This is a genomic window from Micrococcus sp. HMSC067E09 (assembly GCF_001812555.1).
GTDB classification, from domain to species: Bacteria; Actinomycetota; Actinomycetes; order Actinomycetales; family Micrococcaceae; genus Micrococcus; species Micrococcus lylae.
The window spans coordinates 1-17,066 of sequence record NZ_KV809431.1 but is presented as its reverse complement, the minus strand read 5'-3'; the positions used below and the strand labels follow the sequence as shown (position 1 = coordinate 17,066).

At 73.9% G+C, this 17,066-nt stretch carries 16 protein-coding genes, 4 tRNA genes, 1 pseudogene and 1 riboswitch; of the genes and pseudogenes, 6 read left to right on the top strand and 15 right to left on the bottom strand.

All coding sequences use genetic code 11. From position 1 onward, the window contains the following. Positions 1 to 36: 36 nt before the first annotated feature. On the bottom strand, positions 37 to 477 hold the full coding sequence (gene hisI, locus HMPREF2863_RS04285) for a phosphoribosyl-AMP cyclohydrolase (RefSeq protein ID WP_070638227.1): 441 nt from the start codon (positions 475 to 477) through the stop codon (positions 37 to 39). A gap of 65 nt (positions 478 to 542) precedes the next feature. Between hisI and HMPREF2863_RS04280 the strand changes: the two genes are divergently transcribed. Further along, positions 543 to 1,373 (top strand): maleylpyruvate isomerase family mycothiol-dependent enzyme, encoded by an 831-nt coding sequence (locus HMPREF2863_RS04280; RefSeq protein WP_070638225.1) that lies wholly within the window; start codon positions 543 to 545, stop codon positions 1,371 to 1,373. Between the two features lie 63 nt (positions 1,374 to 1,436). On the opposite strand, the gene hisF is transcribed toward HMPREF2863_RS04280, so the two are convergent. From hisF to HMPREF2863_RS04220, 12 genes and pseudogenes are all read right to left on the bottom strand, one after another. After that, on the bottom strand, positions 1,437 to 2,207 hold the full coding sequence (gene hisF, locus HMPREF2863_RS04275) for an imidazole glycerol phosphate synthase subunit HisF (protein ID WP_067188897.1): 771 nt from the start codon (positions 2,205 to 2,207) through the stop codon (positions 1,437 to 1,439). A gap of 25 nt (positions 2,208 to 2,232) precedes the next feature. Continuing rightward, positions 2,233 to 3,081, bottom strand: coding sequence for an ATP phosphoribosyltransferase (hisG, locus tag HMPREF2863_RS04270; protein ID WP_067188896.1), 849 nt, complete (start codon positions 3,079 to 3,081; stop codon positions 2,233 to 2,235). 19 nt (positions 3,082 to 3,100) lie between these two features. Next, complete coding sequence (locus HMPREF2863_RS04265; protein WP_067188894.1) at positions 3,101 to 3,364, bottom strand: phosphoribosyl-ATP diphosphatase; 264 nt, start codon at positions 3,362 to 3,364, stop codon at positions 3,101 to 3,103. Between the two features lie 80 nt (positions 3,365 to 3,444). After that, positions 3,445 to 4,155, bottom strand: coding sequence for a nicotinamide riboside transporter PnuC (gene pnuC / locus HMPREF2863_RS04260; RefSeq protein WP_067188892.1), 711 nt, complete (start codon positions 4,153 to 4,155; stop codon positions 3,445 to 3,447). 95 nt (positions 4,156 to 4,250) lie between these two features. After that, positions 4,251 to 4,712: pseudogene (gene ribH / locus HMPREF2863_RS04255) on the bottom strand (6,7-dimethyl-8-ribityllumazine synthase); the annotation flags it as partial. After that, complete coding sequence (gene ribB / locus HMPREF2863_RS04250) at positions 4,709 to 6,058, bottom strand: 3,4-dihydroxy-2-butanone-4-phosphate synthase (protein WP_083315213.1); 1,350 nt, start codon at positions 6,056 to 6,058, stop codon at positions 4,709 to 4,711. The gene ribB and the pseudogene ribH, both read right to left, overlap by 4 nt. Continuing rightward, positions 6,055 to 6,774, bottom strand: a complete 720-nt coding sequence (locus HMPREF2863_RS04245) for a riboflavin synthase (protein WP_067188890.1) — start codon at positions 6,772 to 6,774, stop codon at positions 6,055 to 6,057. The genes ribB and HMPREF2863_RS04245 overlap by 4 nt, the downstream gene beginning before the upstream one ends. Positions 6,775 to 6,778: 4 nt before the next feature. Next, positions 6,779 to 7,894, bottom strand: a complete 1,116-nt coding sequence (ribD, locus tag HMPREF2863_RS04240) for a bifunctional diaminohydroxyphosphoribosylaminopyrimidine deaminase/5-amino-6-(5-phosphoribosylamino)uracil reductase RibD (RefSeq protein ID WP_067188888.1) — start codon at positions 7,892 to 7,894, stop codon at positions 6,779 to 6,781. 117 nt (positions 7,895 to 8,011) lie between these two features. Next, positions 8,012 to 8,161, bottom strand: a riboswitch (FMN riboswitch). A gap of 22 nt (positions 8,162 to 8,183) precedes the next feature. Continuing rightward, positions 8,184 to 8,873 carry a ribulose-phosphate 3-epimerase gene (gene rpe / locus HMPREF2863_RS04235; protein WP_070638222.1) on the bottom strand — a complete coding sequence of 230 codons (690 nt, stop codon included), beginning with the start codon at positions 8,871 to 8,873 and terminating at the stop codon, positions 8,184 to 8,186. 52 nt (positions 8,874 to 8,925) lie between these two features. Continuing rightward, a complete protein-coding gene (locus HMPREF2863_RS04230; protein ID WP_070638219.1) occupies positions 8,926 to 10,500 on the bottom strand; it encodes an RsmB/NOP family class I SAM-dependent RNA methyltransferase in 1,575 nt (524 codons plus the stop codon). Continuing rightward, positions 10,497 to 11,555, bottom strand: a complete 1,059-nt coding sequence (locus HMPREF2863_RS04225) for a methionyl-tRNA formyltransferase (RefSeq protein WP_070638352.1) — start codon at positions 11,553 to 11,555, stop codon at positions 10,497 to 10,499. Before HMPREF2863_RS04225 ends, HMPREF2863_RS04230 begins: the two co-directional genes overlap by 4 nt. A 393-nt stretch (positions 11,556 to 11,948) precedes the next feature. Beyond that, entirely contained in the window at positions 11,949 to 12,926 is a 978-nt protein-coding gene (locus tag HMPREF2863_RS04220) for a cytochrome (RefSeq protein ID WP_070638216.1), read from the bottom strand. Between the two features lie 191 nt (positions 12,927 to 13,117). Here HMPREF2863_RS04220 and HMPREF2863_RS04215 point away from each other — a divergent pair. From HMPREF2863_RS04215 to HMPREF2863_RS04200, 4 genes are all read left to right on the top strand, one after another. Continuing rightward, positions 13,118 to 13,191, top strand: a tRNA-Gly gene (locus HMPREF2863_RS04215). 19 nt (positions 13,192 to 13,210) lie between these two features. Then, positions 13,211 to 13,281: transfer RNA gene (locus HMPREF2863_RS04210), tRNA-Cys, on the top strand. A gap of 54 nt (positions 13,282 to 13,335) precedes the next feature. Continuing rightward, positions 13,336 to 13,407 (top strand) — tRNA-Val (locus HMPREF2863_RS04205). Positions 13,408 to 13,439: 32 nt separating this feature from the next. Further along, a tRNA-Gly gene (locus tag HMPREF2863_RS04200) sits at positions 13,440 to 13,516 on the top strand. A gap of 116 nt (positions 13,517 to 13,632) precedes the next feature. On the opposite strand, the gene HMPREF2863_RS12030 is transcribed toward HMPREF2863_RS04200, so the two are convergent. Both HMPREF2863_RS12030 and zapE read right to left on the bottom strand, forming a co-directional pair. Beyond that, positions 13,633 to 14,604, bottom strand: coding sequence for a hypothetical protein (locus HMPREF2863_RS12030; RefSeq protein WP_070638214.1), 972 nt, complete (start codon positions 14,602 to 14,604; stop codon positions 13,633 to 13,635). A 30-nt stretch (positions 14,605 to 14,634) separates the two neighbouring features. Beyond that, a complete protein-coding gene (zapE, locus tag HMPREF2863_RS04190) occupies positions 14,635 to 15,702 on the bottom strand; it encodes a cell division protein ZapE (protein WP_067188879.1) in 1,068 nt (355 codons plus the stop codon). Between the two features lie 233 nt (positions 15,703 to 15,935). Between zapE and HMPREF2863_RS04185 the strand changes: the two genes are divergently transcribed. After that, entirely contained in the window at positions 15,936 to 16,829 is an 894-nt protein-coding gene (locus HMPREF2863_RS04185; protein ID WP_067188877.1) for a sulfurtransferase, read from the top strand. Positions 16,830 to 17,066: the final 237 nt, after the last annotated feature.

The following is a 17,066-nucleotide window of genomic DNA, read 5'->3' as shown; positions in this document are numbered from 1 at the left end:
AGACGGTCGCGTCGGTGCGGGTGTCGGTGTGCTGGCTCACGCGGTCTCTCCTCGGTTCTCGTCGGCGGCGAATCGGTCGGACCGCGGGTCGGCCGGCTCGGCGACGACGCGGCCGGTGAAGCAGGACGCGGTCCCCGTGTGGCAGGCGGGCCCGGTCTGGTCCACCTGCAGCAGCAGGGTGTCCCGGTCGCAGTCGGCGGCCACGGAGAGCACGCGCTGCAGGTGTCCGGAGGTGGTGCCCTTGCGCCAGAGCTCCGCGCGGGAGCGGGACCAGTAAGTGGCCCAGCCGGTCTCCAGGGTGAGCCGCAGGGACTCGGCGTCCATCCACGCCATCATGAGGACCTCACCGGTGTCATGCTGCTGCGCGATGGCCGGCACCAGCCCGTCGGCGGTGAAGGACAGGCTCTCGACCAGGGCGGCGACGTCGTCGCCGGACGGGGGCGTGGAGGCGGTGGACGACGTGAAGGCGGTGGTCATCCCGCCATTCTACGGGCGTCGACGGGCCCTGCCGGGGCCCGGAGACACCGTGCTACGTTGAGGCGGTGACTGCCTCCGACCGCCCCCAGCAGGGTCCCGGCGACGCCGTGACCGAGACCGACTACGCCGCCGCCTCGCGCGCCGCCCTGGTCGAGGCGCTGACGCATGCCGGACCGGGGCAGCCGACGCTCTGCGAGGGCTGGCGGACCGAACACCTGGCCGCGCACATCGTGCTGCGCGAGACCTCCCCGCTGGCCGTCGGACTGCTGCTCCCACCGGCGGCGAAGCGACTGCAGGAGAAGACGATCGCCCTCGGCGACGCCCACGCGGACGAGGCCGGCTATGCCCGTCTGGTGGAGCGTGTGGCCGCCGGTCCGCTGGAGGGTTCCCTCGGGCAGCGGGCCCAGGACGACGGCCCCGTCGACTCCGGCGCCCACGGCACCGCCGACGCCTCACCGGAGGCGGGCGGCCGTCGTCGCAGTCGAGGGCGCGTCGCCGGCCTGGTCAGCCGTGCCGCGGCACTGCTGCGCCGCACCCCGGTGGGTTCGACCGTGGCCGACGAGGTGCAGCTGCTGGAGTTCTTCGTGCACACCGAGGACGTGCGCCGTGCGAAGGACCGCTGGGCCCCGCGCATCCTCGCCGACGACTACGCGGACATGCTCTACACGCATCTGAAGCGCCGCGCGAAGCTGCTCTACCGGTCCGAGGAGACCGGGATCGAGCTGGAGCGTCGGGCGCGTCCGGCCTCGCGCGTGGACAACTCCCCCGTCATGGTGAAGGCCCCCGGCGACGACGGCCGGTCCGTGCACGTGGCCGGCCCCGCCGGCGAGCTCGTCATGCACGCCTTCGGCCGCCGCACGGCCGCCCTGGTCCTCGAGGACGTCGTCGACGCCTGAGCCGAGGGCACTCGGCGTGGACGCGGCGACCGCCGGGGTCCGTCCACGCAGGCCGCGACGCGCTCAGCGCACGACGTGCCCGGCCTTGCGCAGAGCGTCCTTGACGGAGCCCATCATGTGGTCCGGGCCGAAGTGGAAGATGGAGGCGGCCAGGACCGCGTCGGCGCCCGCGGCGACGGCCGGCGGGAAGTGCTCCGGACGGCCGGCGCCGCCGGAGGCGATGAGCGGCACCCGGGTCACCGCGCGCACGTCGCGGATCATCTCGAGGTCGAAGCCGTCCCGGGTGCCGTCGGCGTCGATCGAGTTCAGGAGGATCTCCCCCACGCCGCGCTCGGCGGCCTCGCGGCACCAGGCGACGGCGTCCAGGCCGGTGCCGGTGCGGCCGCCGTGGGTGGTGACCTCGTAGCCGGAGGGGCAGCCGGGGTCCGTGGTGCGGCGGGCGTCCAGGGACAGCACGAGCACCTGGGAGCCGAAGCGGCGGGTGATCTGCGTGATGACCTCCGGCCGGGCGACGGCCGCGGTGTTGATGGAGGCCTTGTCCGCGCCGAGGCGCAGCAGGCGGGCCACGTCCTGCTCCGTGCGCACTCCGCCGCCGACGGTGAGCGGGATGAAGACCTCCTCGGCGGTGCGGGTCACCACGTCGGCGGTGGTCTGCCGGTCCGCGGTGGAGGCGGTGACGTCCAGGAAGGTCAGCTCGTCTGCGCCGGCGGCGTTGTAGCGGCGGGCCAGCTCCACCGGGTCGCCGGCGTCCCGCAGGTTCTCGAAGTTGACGCCCTTGACGACGCGGCCGGCGTCCACGTCCAGGCAGGGGATGACTCGGACGGCGACGGTCATGGTGGGGCTCCTGTGGGTCGGCGGCTCAGAGACGGATGGCGTGGATCTCGGACACGAGGATGGCGCGGGCGCCGAGAACGTACAGCTCGTCCATGACGCGGTGGACGTCGTCCTTCTGGACCATGGAGCGGACGGCGACCATGGACTCGTCCTGCAGCGGCGAGATGGTCGGGGACTCCAGCCCGGGGGTGACGGCGGTGGCCTGCTCGAGCAGGGCCTTGTCCACGTCGTAGTCGATCATCAGCCAGCGACGGGCGACCAGGACGCCCTGCAGGCGGCGCAGGAGGACGTCGAGGCCCTCGGGGTGCTTGCCGGTCTGGCCGATCATGATGGCCTCGGAGGCGAGGATCGGCTCGCCGAAGACCTCCATGCCGGCGGCACGCAGGGTGTTGCCGGTCTCCACCACGTCGGCGATCGCGTCGGCGACGCCGAGGGAGACGGCCGATTCGACGGCGCCGTCCAGGTGGACGATCTCGGCATCGAGGCCGATCTTCTCCAGGTAGGCGGCGAGCAGGCCGTCGTAGCTGGTGGCGATCCGTTTCCCGGCCAGCTCCGCGGTGGCGGTGAAGGTGCCGGCCGGGGCGGCCAGACGGAAGGTGGAGGCGCCGAAGCCGAGGGCCATGATCTCCTCGGCCGTGTCCTTCACGCGCGCGTCGGCGAACAGGTCGCGGCCGGTCAGGCCGACGTCGAGGGACCCCTGGCCGACGTACACGGCAATGTCGCGGGGACGCAGGTAGAAGAACTCGACCTGGTTCTCCGGGTCCACGAGGACGAGCTCGCGGGACGAGCGGCGCTGGTGGTAGCCGGCCTCGGTGAGGATCTCGATGGCCAGTTCGGACAGGGCGCCCTTGTTGGGGACGGCGATGCGGAGCATGGGGGTGTCCTTCCTGGACTCAGAGGTGGCGGTAGACGTCCTCGAGGGTGAGGCCCTTGGCGATCATCATCACCTGCAGGTGGTAGAGCAGCTGCGAGATCTCCTCGGCGGCGGCCTCGTCGGTCTCGTGTTCGCAGGCCATCCAGACCTCGGCGGCCTCCTCCACGACCTTCTTGCCGATCTGATGGATGCCGGCATCCAGCTCGGCCACGGTCTGTGAGCCGGCGGGGCGTTCCCGGGCCTTGCGGGACAGTTCGTCGAAGAGGGTGTCGAAGGTCTTCACGGGGGCCATCGTAGCGAGGCCGGGCACCGCGGGTGCGGTGCCCGGACTCTATGTGACGCGCAGCGGAGCGAGAACGCCGGTCAGCGGGCGGCGCGCTCCTCCTCCGGACCGTCCGGCAGGAGCGTCTCCACGTGGGGCTTCTCGTGGGCCTTGGCGCGCACCCAGACGAAGAACCCGATGAGGGTGAACACCCCGTAGAAGAGGTACATGAAGGCGGAGGCGTAGTAGCCGGAGGACCACAGCAGCGGCACACCCACGACGTCCACGGCCACCCAGATGAGCCAGAACTCGACCCAGCCCTTGGCCATGCCGTAGGTGGCCAGCAGCGAGCCGACGAAGGTCCAGGCGTCCGCCCACACCGGCTCCCAGGAGCCGAGGGCCCGGAACACCGGGGTCAGGGCGATCGTGCCCACGACCATGCCGAGCGCCAGGAAGGTGCGGCCGCCCCAGCCGGCCCACTCCGGGGTGATGGCGCCGCCGTCCTGACCGCCGCCGTGTGCCTGGGACCGGCGCCAGCGGACCCAGCCGTAGACCGAGACGGCGATGAACATGACCTGGCGGCCGGCCTGCCCGAGCAGCGTGGCATGGTCGGCGCCGCCGAACAGGGAGGACAGGAACACGGTCAGCAGGATCAGGTTGCCGATGATGCCCACCGGCCACGCCCAGACCTTGCGGCGCATGCCGCCGAGGGCCGAGGCGAGCCCGAAGACGTTGCCGACGACCTCGCGGACGAGCAGGCCGCCTCCGCCGACGGGGATGTACCAGTTGAACAGGTCCACGAGCCACTGCATCAGGCGGTCGCCTCCTCGGCGTCGGCGGTGGCGTCGGCCGTCGGCCCGGGGGCGGTCTCGCCGGCATGCGGGGCCGGGGCCGCGCCGGAGACCGCTCGCAGGGCGAGCTCGGTGAGCACGGCGGCCTCGAGGGCCTCACGGCCCTTGTCCTCGCGGGAGCCGGGCAGGCCCGCCCGGTCGATCGCCTGCTGCTCGGTGTCCACGGTGAGGACGCCGAAGCCGACCGGCACGCCGGTGCGGACGGAGACCTCGGTGACGCCCTGGGTCACGGCGGAGCAGACGTAGTCGAAGTGGGGGGTGTCCCCTCGGACGACGACCCCCAGGACCACGACGACGTCGTGGGTGCGGGTCAGGCGGGCGGCGGCCACGGTGAGCTCGACGGTGCCGGGGACGCGGACGAGGTCCGCCTCGAGGCCGAAGTCCGCGGCAGCGGCCTGTGCGCCGGAGACGAGGCCGTCCATGATCTGCTCGTGCCACTGGGCGGCGACGATGGCGACCCGCAGGCCGGCGGCGGCCTCGCGGTCGTGGGTGAAGGTCGGGGCTCCTGCTCCGCTCATGCGTGGTGCTCCTCGGTCTCGGAGGGACGGGTGATGGCGCCGGCGGCGTCCGCGGGGGACGGCGTCAGCGGGTCTGCGGGGCGGCCGGGGATCTCCGGGGCGCTCTCGCCGAGGGCCGGCAGGTGGCCCATGCGCTCGCGCTTGGCGGCGAGGTAGGCGCGGTTGTGCTCGTTCTCCGGTGCCGGGGCGGGGACGCGCTCGACGACGTCGATGCCCGCCCGGCGCAGCGCCGTGAGCTTCACCGGGTTGTTGGTCACCAGCCGGACGCAGGTGATCCCGGCGTCGGCGAGGATCCGGGCCGCGGCGCGGAAGTCGCGGCCCTCGGCGGGCAGCCCGAGGGCGAGGTTGGCGTCTACGGTGTCGAGTCCCTGCTCCTGCAGACGGTAGGCGCGGACCTTGTTGGCCAGGCCGATGCCGCGCCCCTCGTGGCCGCGCAGGTAGAGGACGGCGCCGCCGTGCCGGGCGGTGGCCTCCAGCGACCGCTGCAGCTGGGGGCCGCAGTCGCAGCGCAGGGAGCCGAGGACGTCGCCGGTGAGGCACTCGGAGTGCACGCGGACGGTCACGGGGCCGGCGGACGGATCGAGGTCCGGGGAGGTGAGCAGCACGTGCTCGGCGCCGGTGGCGGGGTCCGGGTGCACGGCGATCCGCAGGGGCCCGCGGGCCGTGGGCAGGCAGGCCTCGGCGGGCACGTCGTCGATCCGGGTGAGGAAGTCGGCCAGGTCCTCGATGGAGACAAGGACGAGGCCGTGCTCGTCCGCGAACTCGCGGAGGGCGGGCAGTCGCATCATGGTGCCGTCGTCGTGGGTGAGTTCGGCGATGGCCGCCACCGGGGCGAGGCCCGCCAGGCGGCAGAGCTCCACGCCGGCCTCGGTGTGGCCGGCCCGCTCGCGGACGCCGCCGTCCACCGCGCGCAGCGGGAAGACGTGGCCGGGGCGGGTGAGGTCGCCGGCCGCGGAGCCGGGGTGGGCCAGCACGCGGAGGGTGCGGGCGCGGTCGGCGGCGCTGATGCCGGTGGTGACGCCTGCCGCCGCGTCCACGGACACGGTGTAGGCGGTGCCCTTGGGGTCCTCGTTGGTGTCGGTCATCGGCGGCAGCGCGAGCCGCTCGGCCCAGGCCGCCGGCATCGGGGTGCACAGCACGCCGGAGGTGTGACGGATCGTGAAGGCGGTCAGCTCGGCGGTGGCCCGGGAGGCGGCGAAGATCAGGTCGCCCTCGTTCTCCCGGTCCTCGTCGTCCACCACGACGACGGCCCGTCCCGCGGCGATCGCGGCGATCGCCTCCTCGACGGGGTCGAGGCGGACGGGGTCGACACCGACGGTCTGCTGCAGGTCCTGTCCGTGGCTCATGCGCGCTCCTCCTCGTGTGCCGGCTTCGCCTGTTCTGCCGGCTGCGCCTGGTCTGGCGGCTCCTCCTGGTCTGCCGGTGCCGTGGCGTCCCGCGGTGCGGGGATCTGGGCGAGGCGCTCGGCATAGCGGGCCATCACGTCGGTCTCGACGTTGAGCCGGCGGCCGGCCTCGAGCCCGTCGAAGGTCGTGGCGGCGAGGGTGGCCGGGATGAGACCGACCTCGAACCAGTGCTCGGCGGCGTCCGGGGAGGACACCGCGGTGATCGTCAGGGACGCGCCCTGGAGGGCGACGGCCCCCTGGGCGGGCAGGTATCGGGCGAGACGGGCGGGGACGCCGACGCGCACCCGATGCCAGGCGCCCTCGTCCGCGACCTCGAGCACCGTGCCGACGCCGTCCACGTGGCCCTGGACCAGGTGGCCGTCCAGGTGCTGGTGGGGCAGCAGGCACCGCTCCAGGTTGACGCGGGAGCCGGGCGCGAGGTCGCCGAGGGCGGTCATGCGCAGGGTCTGGCCCATCAGGTCGGCGCGGAAGACGCCGGGCTCGGCGTCGGCGTCGTGGAGCGCGGTGAGGCAGACGCCGTCGACGGCCAGCGAGCCGCCCTCGGGCAGGCCGTCGAGCACGCCGGGGGCGTCCACGACGATCGTCGCGACGTCCGCCTCCGGACGGTGCACCAGCTCCCGGACGGTGCCGATGTGCGTGATGATCCCGGTGAACACGGTGTCACTCCTTCCCTGCGGCCGTCGCCGGCCGCAGATGGGTCCAGGTGTCGGGGCCGAGCGGGCGGACCGGGCCGCCCTCGGCGGAGTCGGGGGTCCAGCGCACGGCGTGGGCGAGGGTGTCCACGGCCAGGCCGGACACGGCGGGCAGGCCGGCGCCGAGGAACGTCGGCGCGGTGTAGACGTGCAGCTCGTCGACGAGGTCGGCGGCGATCCAGGCGGCCAGCACGGTGGGACCGCCCTCGATCAGCAGGTGCTCGCATCCGCCGCGGCCGTGCGGCCAGGGGCCGGGGTGGGCGGCGATCGCCGCGAGCACCTCGGCGGGGTCGTGGGAGCGCAGGTGCAGAGGCTCCTCCCCCGCCGCCAGTGCGGGGTGGCCGCGCAGGGCGGCCCCCGCGGGGATCCGACGGTGCCCCATGACCACGGGGACCGGCTGGACGGAGGCGAGGGAGCCGTCGTCGTCCCGGGCGGTGAGCCGGGGGTCGTCCGCGAGCACGGTGCCGGTGCCCACGACGATCGCGTCCACCCGACCGCGCACGGCGTGGGCGTGGGCGCGGGAGGCGGGCGAGGTGATCCACTGGCTGGTGCCGTCCGCGGCGGCGGCGCAGCCGTCGAGGGACTGCGCCAGGTGCGCGGTGACGAAGGGACGGCCCGTGGCGCGGGCGCGACGCCAGCGGTCGGTGAGGGCGAGGGATCCGGCGTGTCCGGTCGGGCCCGACACGTCGAGGCCGGCGGCCCGGAGGGTCTGTGCTCCCCCGCCGGAGGTGCCGGTCGGATCGGCGACGGCGTAGACGAGGCGGCCGATGCCGGCGGCGCGGACGGCGCCGGTGCAGGGTCCGGTCCGCCCGGTGTGGTCGCAGGGTTCGAGGGTGACGTGGAGGGTGCAGGCGGCCGGGTCGACCGCAGCGGCCTGCGGGTCGGTCTCGCGCAGGGCGGCCCAGGCGGCGAGGGCGTCGGCCTCGGCGTGCAGGGTGCCGGCGCCGCGGTGGCGGCCGACGGCGAGGAGCTGTCCGTCGGGAGCGGTCAGGACGGCGCCGACGAGCGGATTGGCGCCCCGGACGCCCTCGAGGGCGGCGGCGACGGCGAGGTCCATGGCGGCCTCGTCCGTGAGGTGCTCCATCTGCGTCCTCCCGTGCGCTCGGCGCTCCGGGTGGCCCTCACCCGGAGGCGCGCTCCGGGGGCATGTGGGGACGGACAGGGCAGGGTGCTGCGAAGAGACCTCTGCCGAGGCGTCGGCTGCGTGCTTCTCCCATCCAGACTCTTACTGTCGGTGCCGGAATTCCACCGGCTCAACCGTCCGCGTGGGCCGGGGCTCTCGCCTGGCTCACGCTCGCGGGTCGCGGACTGTCACCGCCGGTTCGGACTTTCACCGACCCCGGAGCACGTTAGCTGGGATCAAGTATGCCACGTCACGCCCTGCCGTGGGCGCAGGCGTGGGCCGCCGTCTCACGCAGCAAGCGGATGGCCGCGTCCGGGTCGTCCGCGCCGTAGACAGCGGAGCCCGCCACGAAGACGTCGGCGCCGGCCTCGGCGGCGCGGTGGATGGTGTCCGCGTTGACGCCGCCGTCCACCTGGAGGGCGAGCTGACCGCCCAGGTCGTCGACGGCCTTCCGGGCGGCACGGATCTTCGGCAGCACGAGGTCCAGGAACGGCTGGCCGCCGAAGCCGGGCTCGACGGTCATGAGCAGGAGCATGTCCAGCTCCCCCAGCATGCCCAGGTGGGGTTCGAGGGCGGTGCCGGGGTTGAGCGCCATGGCGGCCTTTGCGCCGCGGGCGCGCAGCTCGCGGGCCAGGCGCACCGGGGCCTTGGCGGCCTCGGCGTGGAAGGTCACGGAGGCGGCGCCGGCGTCCACGTAGTCCGGGGCCCAGCGGTCCGGGTCCTCGATCATCAGGTGCAGGTCCAGCGGCAGGTCGGTCGCCTTGCCGATCGCCTCGACCACCGGCAGGCCCAGGGTCAGGTTCGGCACGAAGTGGCCGTCCATGACGTCCACGTGGACGGCGTCGGCGGCGCCGATCCGGCCCAGCTCGTCCGCCAGCCGGGCGAAGTCGGCCGAGAGGATCGACGGGTGCAGGTGGACGGTCGGGGACGTCGCGGTCATGGCGGGCTCCTGTGGTGGGGACGGGCGGAGTATCCGGGTGGGTCCGGCCGGCTCAGGCCGGCTTCCGCACCAGGGCGAGGAACATGGCGTCGGTGCCGTGGCGGTGGGGCCACAGCTGGGCGGTCTTCGTCGCGGGCAGGCCGAGGTCACCCACGGCCACGGACTGCAGCGCCTGTGCCGCGTCGAGCTGCTCGAGCTCCGGGTGGCGGCGCAGCAGGTCCTCGGTCTGGACCACGGTCTCGGCCGGGTGCGGCGAGCAGGTGACGTAGGCGAGGACTCCGCCGGGGACCAGCGCGCCGACGGCGGCGTCCAGCAGCTCGGCCTGCAGGTCCGTGAGGACGGCGAGGTCGGCCGGGGTGCGGCGCCAGCGCGACTCGGGGCGGCGGCGCAGGGCGCCGAGCCCGGTGCACGGGGCGTCGACGAGGATGCGGTCGAAGCCGGGCGCGGCCTCGGGCGCCTCGGAGATCCGGCGGCCGTCGCCGGCGCGGACGGTCCAGGCCCGCTGCGGCACGGCGGTGAGCGCCCCACGGACGAGGTCGGCGCGGTGGTCGGCGACCTCGTTGGCGAGCAGGTGGGCGCCCCGCTCGGCGGCCAGCGCGGCGAGCAGGGCGGCCTTGCCGCCGGGGCCGGCGCAGAGGTCGAGCCAGTGCTCGGTGCCAGACGCGCCCGAGGCGACGGGGCCGTCGTCGTGCGCCTGTCCCCCGAGCGGGACGGAGGCCAGAGCACGGGCGGTGAGCTGGGAGCCGACGTCCTGGACGCGGACGACGCCGTCGCGGACGCCGGGCAGGCGGGCCGCGTCGCCGCCGGCGTGGAGGGCGGCGTCGGGGGCGATGGGGCTGGGCTCGGCGCCGGCCTCCAGGACCGGTCCGATGTCTCCGAGACCGGGCAGCGCGACCACGTTGACCACGGGGGCGGCGTTGTCCGCCTCGAGCAGGTCGGTGAGCTCGGCGGCGTCGGCGCCGTGGCTGACGAGGGCCTGGCGCAGGCCGCGCACGATCCAGGCCGGATGCGAATGGCGGATGCCGAGGGACTTCTCGGAGCCGTCGTCCGGGGCGACGCGCTCGATCCAGTCCTCGCGAGGCGTCTCGGAGATGCGGCGCAGCACGGCGTTGACGAAGCCGGAGGGGCCGGCACCGATCTTCTCGCGGACGAGGGCGACGGTGGCGTCGAGCGCCGCGTGGGCGGGCACCCGCATGCCGAGCAGCTGGTGTGCGCCCAGACGCAGGGCGTCGAGCACGGGGGCGTCGAGGTCGGCCAGCGGGCGGTCCACGCACTCGGCGAGGATCGCGTCGTACAGGCCGATGCCGCGCAGGGTGCCGTAGGTCAGCTCGGTGGCGAAGCCGGCGTCGCGGCGGTCCAGGCGGCGGGCGTGGATGCGCTGCGGCAGCACGAGGTTGGCGTAGGAGTCGTCCTGGTGGACGGCGCGCACCACGTCGAAGGCGACGGCGCGGGCCGGATCGGCCTGGCGCGAGCGCTGCGACGGCGCGACCGCCGAGTAGTGCCTCCCGGCACCGGAGCGGCCGCGGTTACGGGTGCGGCCCCGGGCGTCGCGGCGGTCCTGACGCCTTCGCCCGCCGCCGCGCCGGTCGTCCCGGCCGGATCCCTGTCCCTGTCGACGATCGCTCATGCGCGGGTCTTCCCTTCGGCGGTGGTGCGGGCGGCGAGGCGGGCCGCGTGGGCGGCCTGCAACTCGGCGGTGTGGTCGGCGAGCTCGGTCCCGGCCAGCAGGCGGGGCGAGCCGGTGGCGCCGCGGGCCCAGTCGGCGGCGGCCATGAGCTTCTTGCCAGACGGCTGGACGCGGGTGAGCTCGAGCGCGCCGGAGCCGGCGCGCAGCCAGGCCCTCTTCGCGGCCACGAGCAGGTCTCCGACGGAGGCGGCGGCCACCTCGGCGGGCAGGTCCTCCTCGGCGTGCGGCAGGACGGCGTCGAGCTTGAAGCGGGTGGGGGCGTCGGCCTGGTCGGCGAGCATCCAGCCCCAGGCGCCGGGCTCCGGGGTGACGCCGTTGACCAGAGCGCCCACGGCTGCGGCGTCTCCGGCGGCGTCGACGAGCCCGTCGGCGTGCGAGAGCTTCTCGGCGTGGGTCGGTTCGCCCTGCTGCGGCGTGGCGACGGCGGTGCCGGCAGAGAGTCCGTCCAGCACCTCGACCACCAGCGGTCCCCCGTCCGCGGCCAGCCCGGCCAGCAGGTCACCGGAGGTCTGGCCTGGTGCGACGTCCCGGTGCATCCTGGCGAAGACCGGGCCGGTGTCCAGGCCCTCCTCGAGCTGGAACACGTCGGCGCCGATGCGGGTCTCGCCGGCCATCATGGCGCGCTGCACGGGGGCGGCGCCGCGCCAGGCAGGCAGCGTGGAGAAATGCAGGTTGAGCCAGCCGTGCTTCGGCACGCCCAGCAGCTCGGCCGGCACGAGCGCACCGTAGGCCACGACGACGGCCACGTCCGCTCCCAGCGCACGGATCGCCTCGGCGGCCTCGGCGCCGGCCTCCCCGCGGAGGCGGTCGGCCTTGACGGTGGGGATGCCGTGGGCCTCGGCGGCCGCGGCCACCGGGGACGGGGTGAGCACCCGCTTGCGGCCCAGCGGGGCGTCCGGCCGGGTCAGCACGCCGACGACCCGGTGGCGGGAGGCCACGAGCGCCTCGAGCACGGGCACCGCGGTCTCGGGCGTGCCTGCGTAGAGGACACGCAGCGGTGCGCCCGCGTCCTGGGCGGACGCCGGCTCGGCCGGCTGGGCGGTGGTCTGCGCAGTCGCCTGCGCGGCGGGCGGGGCGGCGGGGTCAGTCATGGTCTCCTGGGGTGTCTGGCCGGTGGCGCACCGACGGGCGGTGCGGACACGGATGCTGCGGTGGCCGTGGGACGTCGGCGCCTTCCGAGGACGGAGGCGACGAGACGGCCCACGGACAGCATGCCATCCAGGTGGTCCACCGCGCGGTGGAGGCACCGGGCCGGCAGTCAGTCGCCCGGCTCGGGGTCCGGCAGGCCGTCGCCCGGCATAGGGCCCGGCAGGCCGTCGCCCGGCTCGGGCACCTCCTCGTCCTCGGCCCCGGGGCGGGGTCCGACCCGGTGCGGACCGGCAGGCTGGTCATCGGGCTGACGGTCCCTCGGCTCCCGCCGGAGCTGCCGTGGCGGCGTGGGATCCGGCCCGGGACGGCGCCCCGCCGGCCGGTGCGCCGCTGCCGGGGGCTGCGGAATCGGCACCGTTGCCGGCACCGGCACGCTGCACCGGCGGCGGGCCGATCTCACGCAGGGCGGGGCCGGCCTCGGCTGCGGCCTCCTGGTGGGTCCAGAGCTGGCGGAGCGCCCAGAACTTGTGCCAGTGCTGCCTGAGCACGGCGGGGTTGGCCTGGTGCACGGCCACCTCGGTCTCGCCGATGGCCACGCCGAGCAGCATCTCGGCGCCCCCATGGGCCCAGGGCTCCCAGGTGCCGGCCACGGGGTCGACCAGGGACTCCTCGGCCTGCAGGCCGGCCACGAGCTGCATGACCACCTTGGCGTCGAGCGGCTTGACCCGGCCGTCACGGCCGGTGGTCTTGGTCTTGAAGTCGATCAGGCACAGGCGCCCACCGATGCGCGCCACGAGGTCGAGGGTGCCGGCGTAGCCGACGGAGTCGTTCCACACGGTCACCTCCGCCGCCACGGGCTGCACACCGTAGAGGTCCCACCACTCGTCGAAGCGGTCGGCGTAGGCGCCCTCGCCGTGCTGGATCAGCCGCTGACGGCACTCGGCCATGCGGTGCGGCCTGCCGAGGGCGCGGAGGGAGACCTGCTCGGCGTAGTCGTGGACCCGGTCGCCGCGCTCGGCGGCGGCGTCACGGTACTTGGCGGCGGCGTCCGCGTTCTGCCGAGCGATCTGGCGCAGCCGTGCCGAGGAGCCCAGCGCCTGTTCGAGCCGGGCGTCCTTCGTGGCGGCGTCAGCGGCCATCCAACCGACCCAGCCGTCCAGGTCCGCCTTCTCCAGGCCGATGACGGTGGTGATCGACGGCACCTCCGGCAGGCCGCCGAGCTTGCGCGAGTACATGCGCCCGCGCTCTGTGGCGTGGGCGAGGCGTGGCTGGGTCATGGTCCACCATTCTGGCAGGCGGTCCGGACGGGGCGTCGGGTCTCCACAGGTGAGACGGCTGACACCTCCTGCCCTGCAGGGCGCGCCCGCCCCCGATTTGGCATCCGCCGACGACATGGTCTAGAGTTCTTTCTCGTTGGAAAACGCGGCGAGCGGTTCCGATGAGGAAGACGATCGCCGCGTCGATCCATGCGGATGTAGCTCAGTTGGCTAGAGCGCCACCTTGCCAAGGTGGAGGTCGCGGGTTCGAATCCCGTCATCCGCTCGCATGACCTTTCAACCCTGGTCGGGTGGCCGAGAGGCGAGGCAGCGGCCTGCAAAGCCGTATACGCGGGTTCGAATCCCGTCCCGACCTCGCGGCTCCTCCAGAGATGGAAGGAACTGTACTCAGCAGTCGTGAGACTGATGAGCGCGATTGGCGCAGTGGTAGCGCGCTTCCTTGACACGGAAGAGGTCACTGGTTCGAACCCAGTATCGCGCACGGACGGTGGTCTTCAGTGGCCGACCGGTTCTGCGGATGTAGCTCAGTTGGCTAGAGCGCCACCTTGCCAAGGTGGAGGTCGCGGGTTCGAATCCCGTCATCCGCTCCATTCATGTCTGAGGCCCCGTCGGCACCACCGGCTGGGCCTCAGTCGTCCTCGGATCCCATCGCCTCGGCGGTCGTCCCGGCCCCGCGTCTCGGCCGGGCTCTCGATCCGGTCCGCTGTCAGCCGGCGCCCAGCGCCCGCCGCAGCGCCTCCACATCGTCCATCACCTTGTCCGGCGTGTAGTCGAGCCCCTCGGCCAGCTCGTGGTTGAGGATGCGCCCCTGGGCCTGGAGCGCGGAGAAGGCCGCTCCCCCGGCGCCGATCGCGCCGAGCACCGGCACGGCGCGCAGGACCCCGCGGCGCAGCACCACGGAGTGCATGCGGGAGGCGAACCGGGCGAGTACCCGTCGGCAGATCGGTCCGATGACGCTGCGGCGCAGCAGGTCGGCCGGCAGCCCAGCGCCCGCGGCACCTGCCCTGGCACCAGCCCCCGTCCGGGCACCGAAGCCGGCGTCAGCACCGATGCCGGCATCGGCGTCGAGCCCTCCGCCGGTCGACTCGCCTCCGCTGCGTCGACCCCAGTCGCCGTCGCCGTAGCCGACGGGACGTCCGTCGCGCTCGAGGCGCGGACCGGTGAGCCGGACGGCGGCCGCGGCGCCCTCCACCTCCAGCAGGCCGCCGAAGAGCAGGAGAAGCTGCTCGAGCTCCGCGTCGGTCGGCGGGGCCCCCTCGTGGTCGGTGCCGGAGAGCCGGTGCCCGTAGAGATAGGCGAGCTCCTGGGACAGGCGCAGGCCGAAGACGAGCTGCTGCATCACATCGGCGCCGGCGCCGGCGGTCATCGCCACCGGCCCTGCAGGCAGGGCGGACACCACGGCGGCCGACGAGGACCAGGCGGTCAGCTGCAGGACCCGCCGCAGGCCCAGGGCGCGCATCTCGGGCTCGGTGAGCACGGCGGCCAGGCCCTCGGTCAGGACCCGGCGGCGTGCGCCGTCGTCGGGAAGCAGGCCCCGGGCCTGCCTGAGGAGGAATCGCTCCCGGTCCACGCGGACGCCGGGGACGCGGAGGGCACGGCGGACGGCGGCCTCGACGGCCGACAGGGCCTGCCTGCCGTCCGGGTCGGTGCCGCCGGGCGAGGGCACGGAGCCGCTCATCGGCGGTCCCCCGCGCCGGTCACCGCGGCGTCACTTCTCCTCGGCGATGCCGAGCTGGCCCTCGCGGACGAGCGCGGTCATGCGGGAGACGGTGCGGAAGTACTTCTTCATGTATCCGCCGTGCATCATCTCGTGCGTGAACAGCTCGTCGAAGGCGGTGCCGGAGGCGACCACTGGGACGTCCTTGTCATAGAGCCGGTCCGCGAACACCACGAAGCGCAGCGCGGTGGCCTGCTCGGTGATGGTCTCCACGTTGTGGAGGGCGATGACGTCCACGTCCTTGACGAGCTCCCGGTAGCGCGAGGGGTGCACGCGGGAGAGCATGGCGGTGAGGTCGGCGAAGTCGTCCTCGGCCACCACACCGACGTCCGGGAAGTTCTTCGCCACGGTGTCCATGACCTCGGCGTCGTCGAGCGGGGCGGGGGCCTCGGAGAGGCCGCGGTGGCGGTAGTCCTCGCCGTCCACGCGGATCACCTCGAACTGCTCGGCGAGCACCTGGATCTCGCGCTTGAAGTCCTGTGCGGCGAACCGGCCTTCGCCGAGGGCGCCGGGCAGGGTGTTGGAGGTCGCCACGAGGCGGACGCCGGCGTCGGCCAGCTCGCGCATGAGGCGGGACATGAGGACGGTGTCGCCCGGGTCGTCCAGCTCGAACTCGTCGATGCAGACCAGGGTGTACTCCTTGAGCACGTCCACGGCCTTGCGGAAGGACAGGGCGCCGACCAGGTTGGTGTACTCCACGAAGGTGCCGAAGGCCTTCGGGCCCGGGGCGGCGTGCCAGGTGGAGGCGAGCAGGTGGGTCTTGCCGACGCCGAAGCCGCCGTCCAGGTAGATGCCGGCCGGCCCCGCCGCCCGCTTCTTCCCGCCGAACAGGCCGCCGAACAAGCCTCCGGAGCCGCCATGCCCGCCGCGCCCGCCACCGATCGAGGCCGCGAAGTCCTTCAGCCGGTTGACGGCCTCCGCCTGCGACGGATGGGCCGGGTCCGGGATGTAGGTGTCGAAGGACACCTCACCGAAGCGGTAGGACGGCTGGAAGCCGGCGAGCAGTTCGTCTGCCGAGACCTGCGGGGAGCGCTCGGACAGATGGACGGTCTGGGCCACGGCGGACTCCCTTTCCTTCGGCGTGCGTTGTCCCGGTTCACTGTACCGTCCGCCGCCTGCACCGACGATGACGGTTTAGGACAGCCTGCCTATTAGGACCCGCCGCCCTCGCGTAATCTGACGGCCGAGGGCCCGGCCCGGACGCCGGCCGCCGAACGCGGCGTCTCCGCACGGAGGACGGCACCGGAGAGGGCCCGCAGGCCAGACCCCATCGACAGGAAGAGGTGCCCCTGATGGCCGAGACCTCCACCGAGTTCGCCGAGTACGCCCACCCTGAGAAGCTCGTCTCCACCGCCTGGGTCGCCGAGCACATCGGCGACGAGGACGTCGTGGTCCTCGAGTCCAACGAGGACACCCTGCTCTACTCCACCGGTCACATCCCCGGTGCCGTGAAGATCGACTGGCACACCGAGCTCAACGACCCGGTGACCCGCGACTTCGTCGGTCCGGAGGCCTTCGCGGAGCTGCTCGGCTCCAAGGGCATCGGCCCGGACACCACCGTGGTGTTCTACGGCGACAAGTCCAACTGGTGGGCCGCCTACGCCCTCTGGGTCTTCACGCTCTACGGCCACAGGGACACCCGCCTGATGAACGGCGGCCGCGACAAGTGGATCGCCGAGGGCCGCGAGACCACCCGCGAGGTCCCGTCCGTCACCCCGGTCGACTACCCGGTGACCGACCGCGACGACACCACCGATCGCGCCGCCCGCGAGGACGTGTTGGCCGCCCTCGGCTCCACCCCGCTGATCGACGTGCGCTCCCCCAAGGAGTACACCGGCGAGACCACCCACATGGACGGCTACCCGCAGGAGGGCACCCTCCGCGGCGGCCACATCCCGACCGCCGCCTCCGTGCCGTGGGCGAAGGCCGCCAACGAGGACGGCACCTTCAAGTCCCGCGCCGAGCTCGAGGCGATCTACCGCGACGAGGCCGGACTCGGTGAGACCGACAAGGTGATCGCCTACTGCCGCATCGGCGAGCGTTCCTCCCACACCTGGTTCGTGCTCAAGCACCTGCTCGGCTACGAGGACGTCCGCAACTATGACGGCTCCTGGACCGAATGGGGCAACGCCGTGCGCGTGCCGATCGTCATGGGCGACGAGCCCGGCCAGGCCCCGCAGCGCTGACCTGCGCCCGGCGGACTCGCCCGGAGCGGCGTCCGCCTGCCCCGCCTCACTGCCTGGGATCTCAGGGACTTCCCGACGGCGGCCGGTCGCCTTCCGCACGAAGGTGACCGGCCGTCGTCGTCCGTCTGCGGCATGGAGAACCGGTGGCCCAGGGCTGAAGGACGCCTCCGCTGACGTTCTCTGGGCCTGCCGGCGGCGGCATGGGGTCCTAGGTGTACTCGGCCATGACGTTGGTGA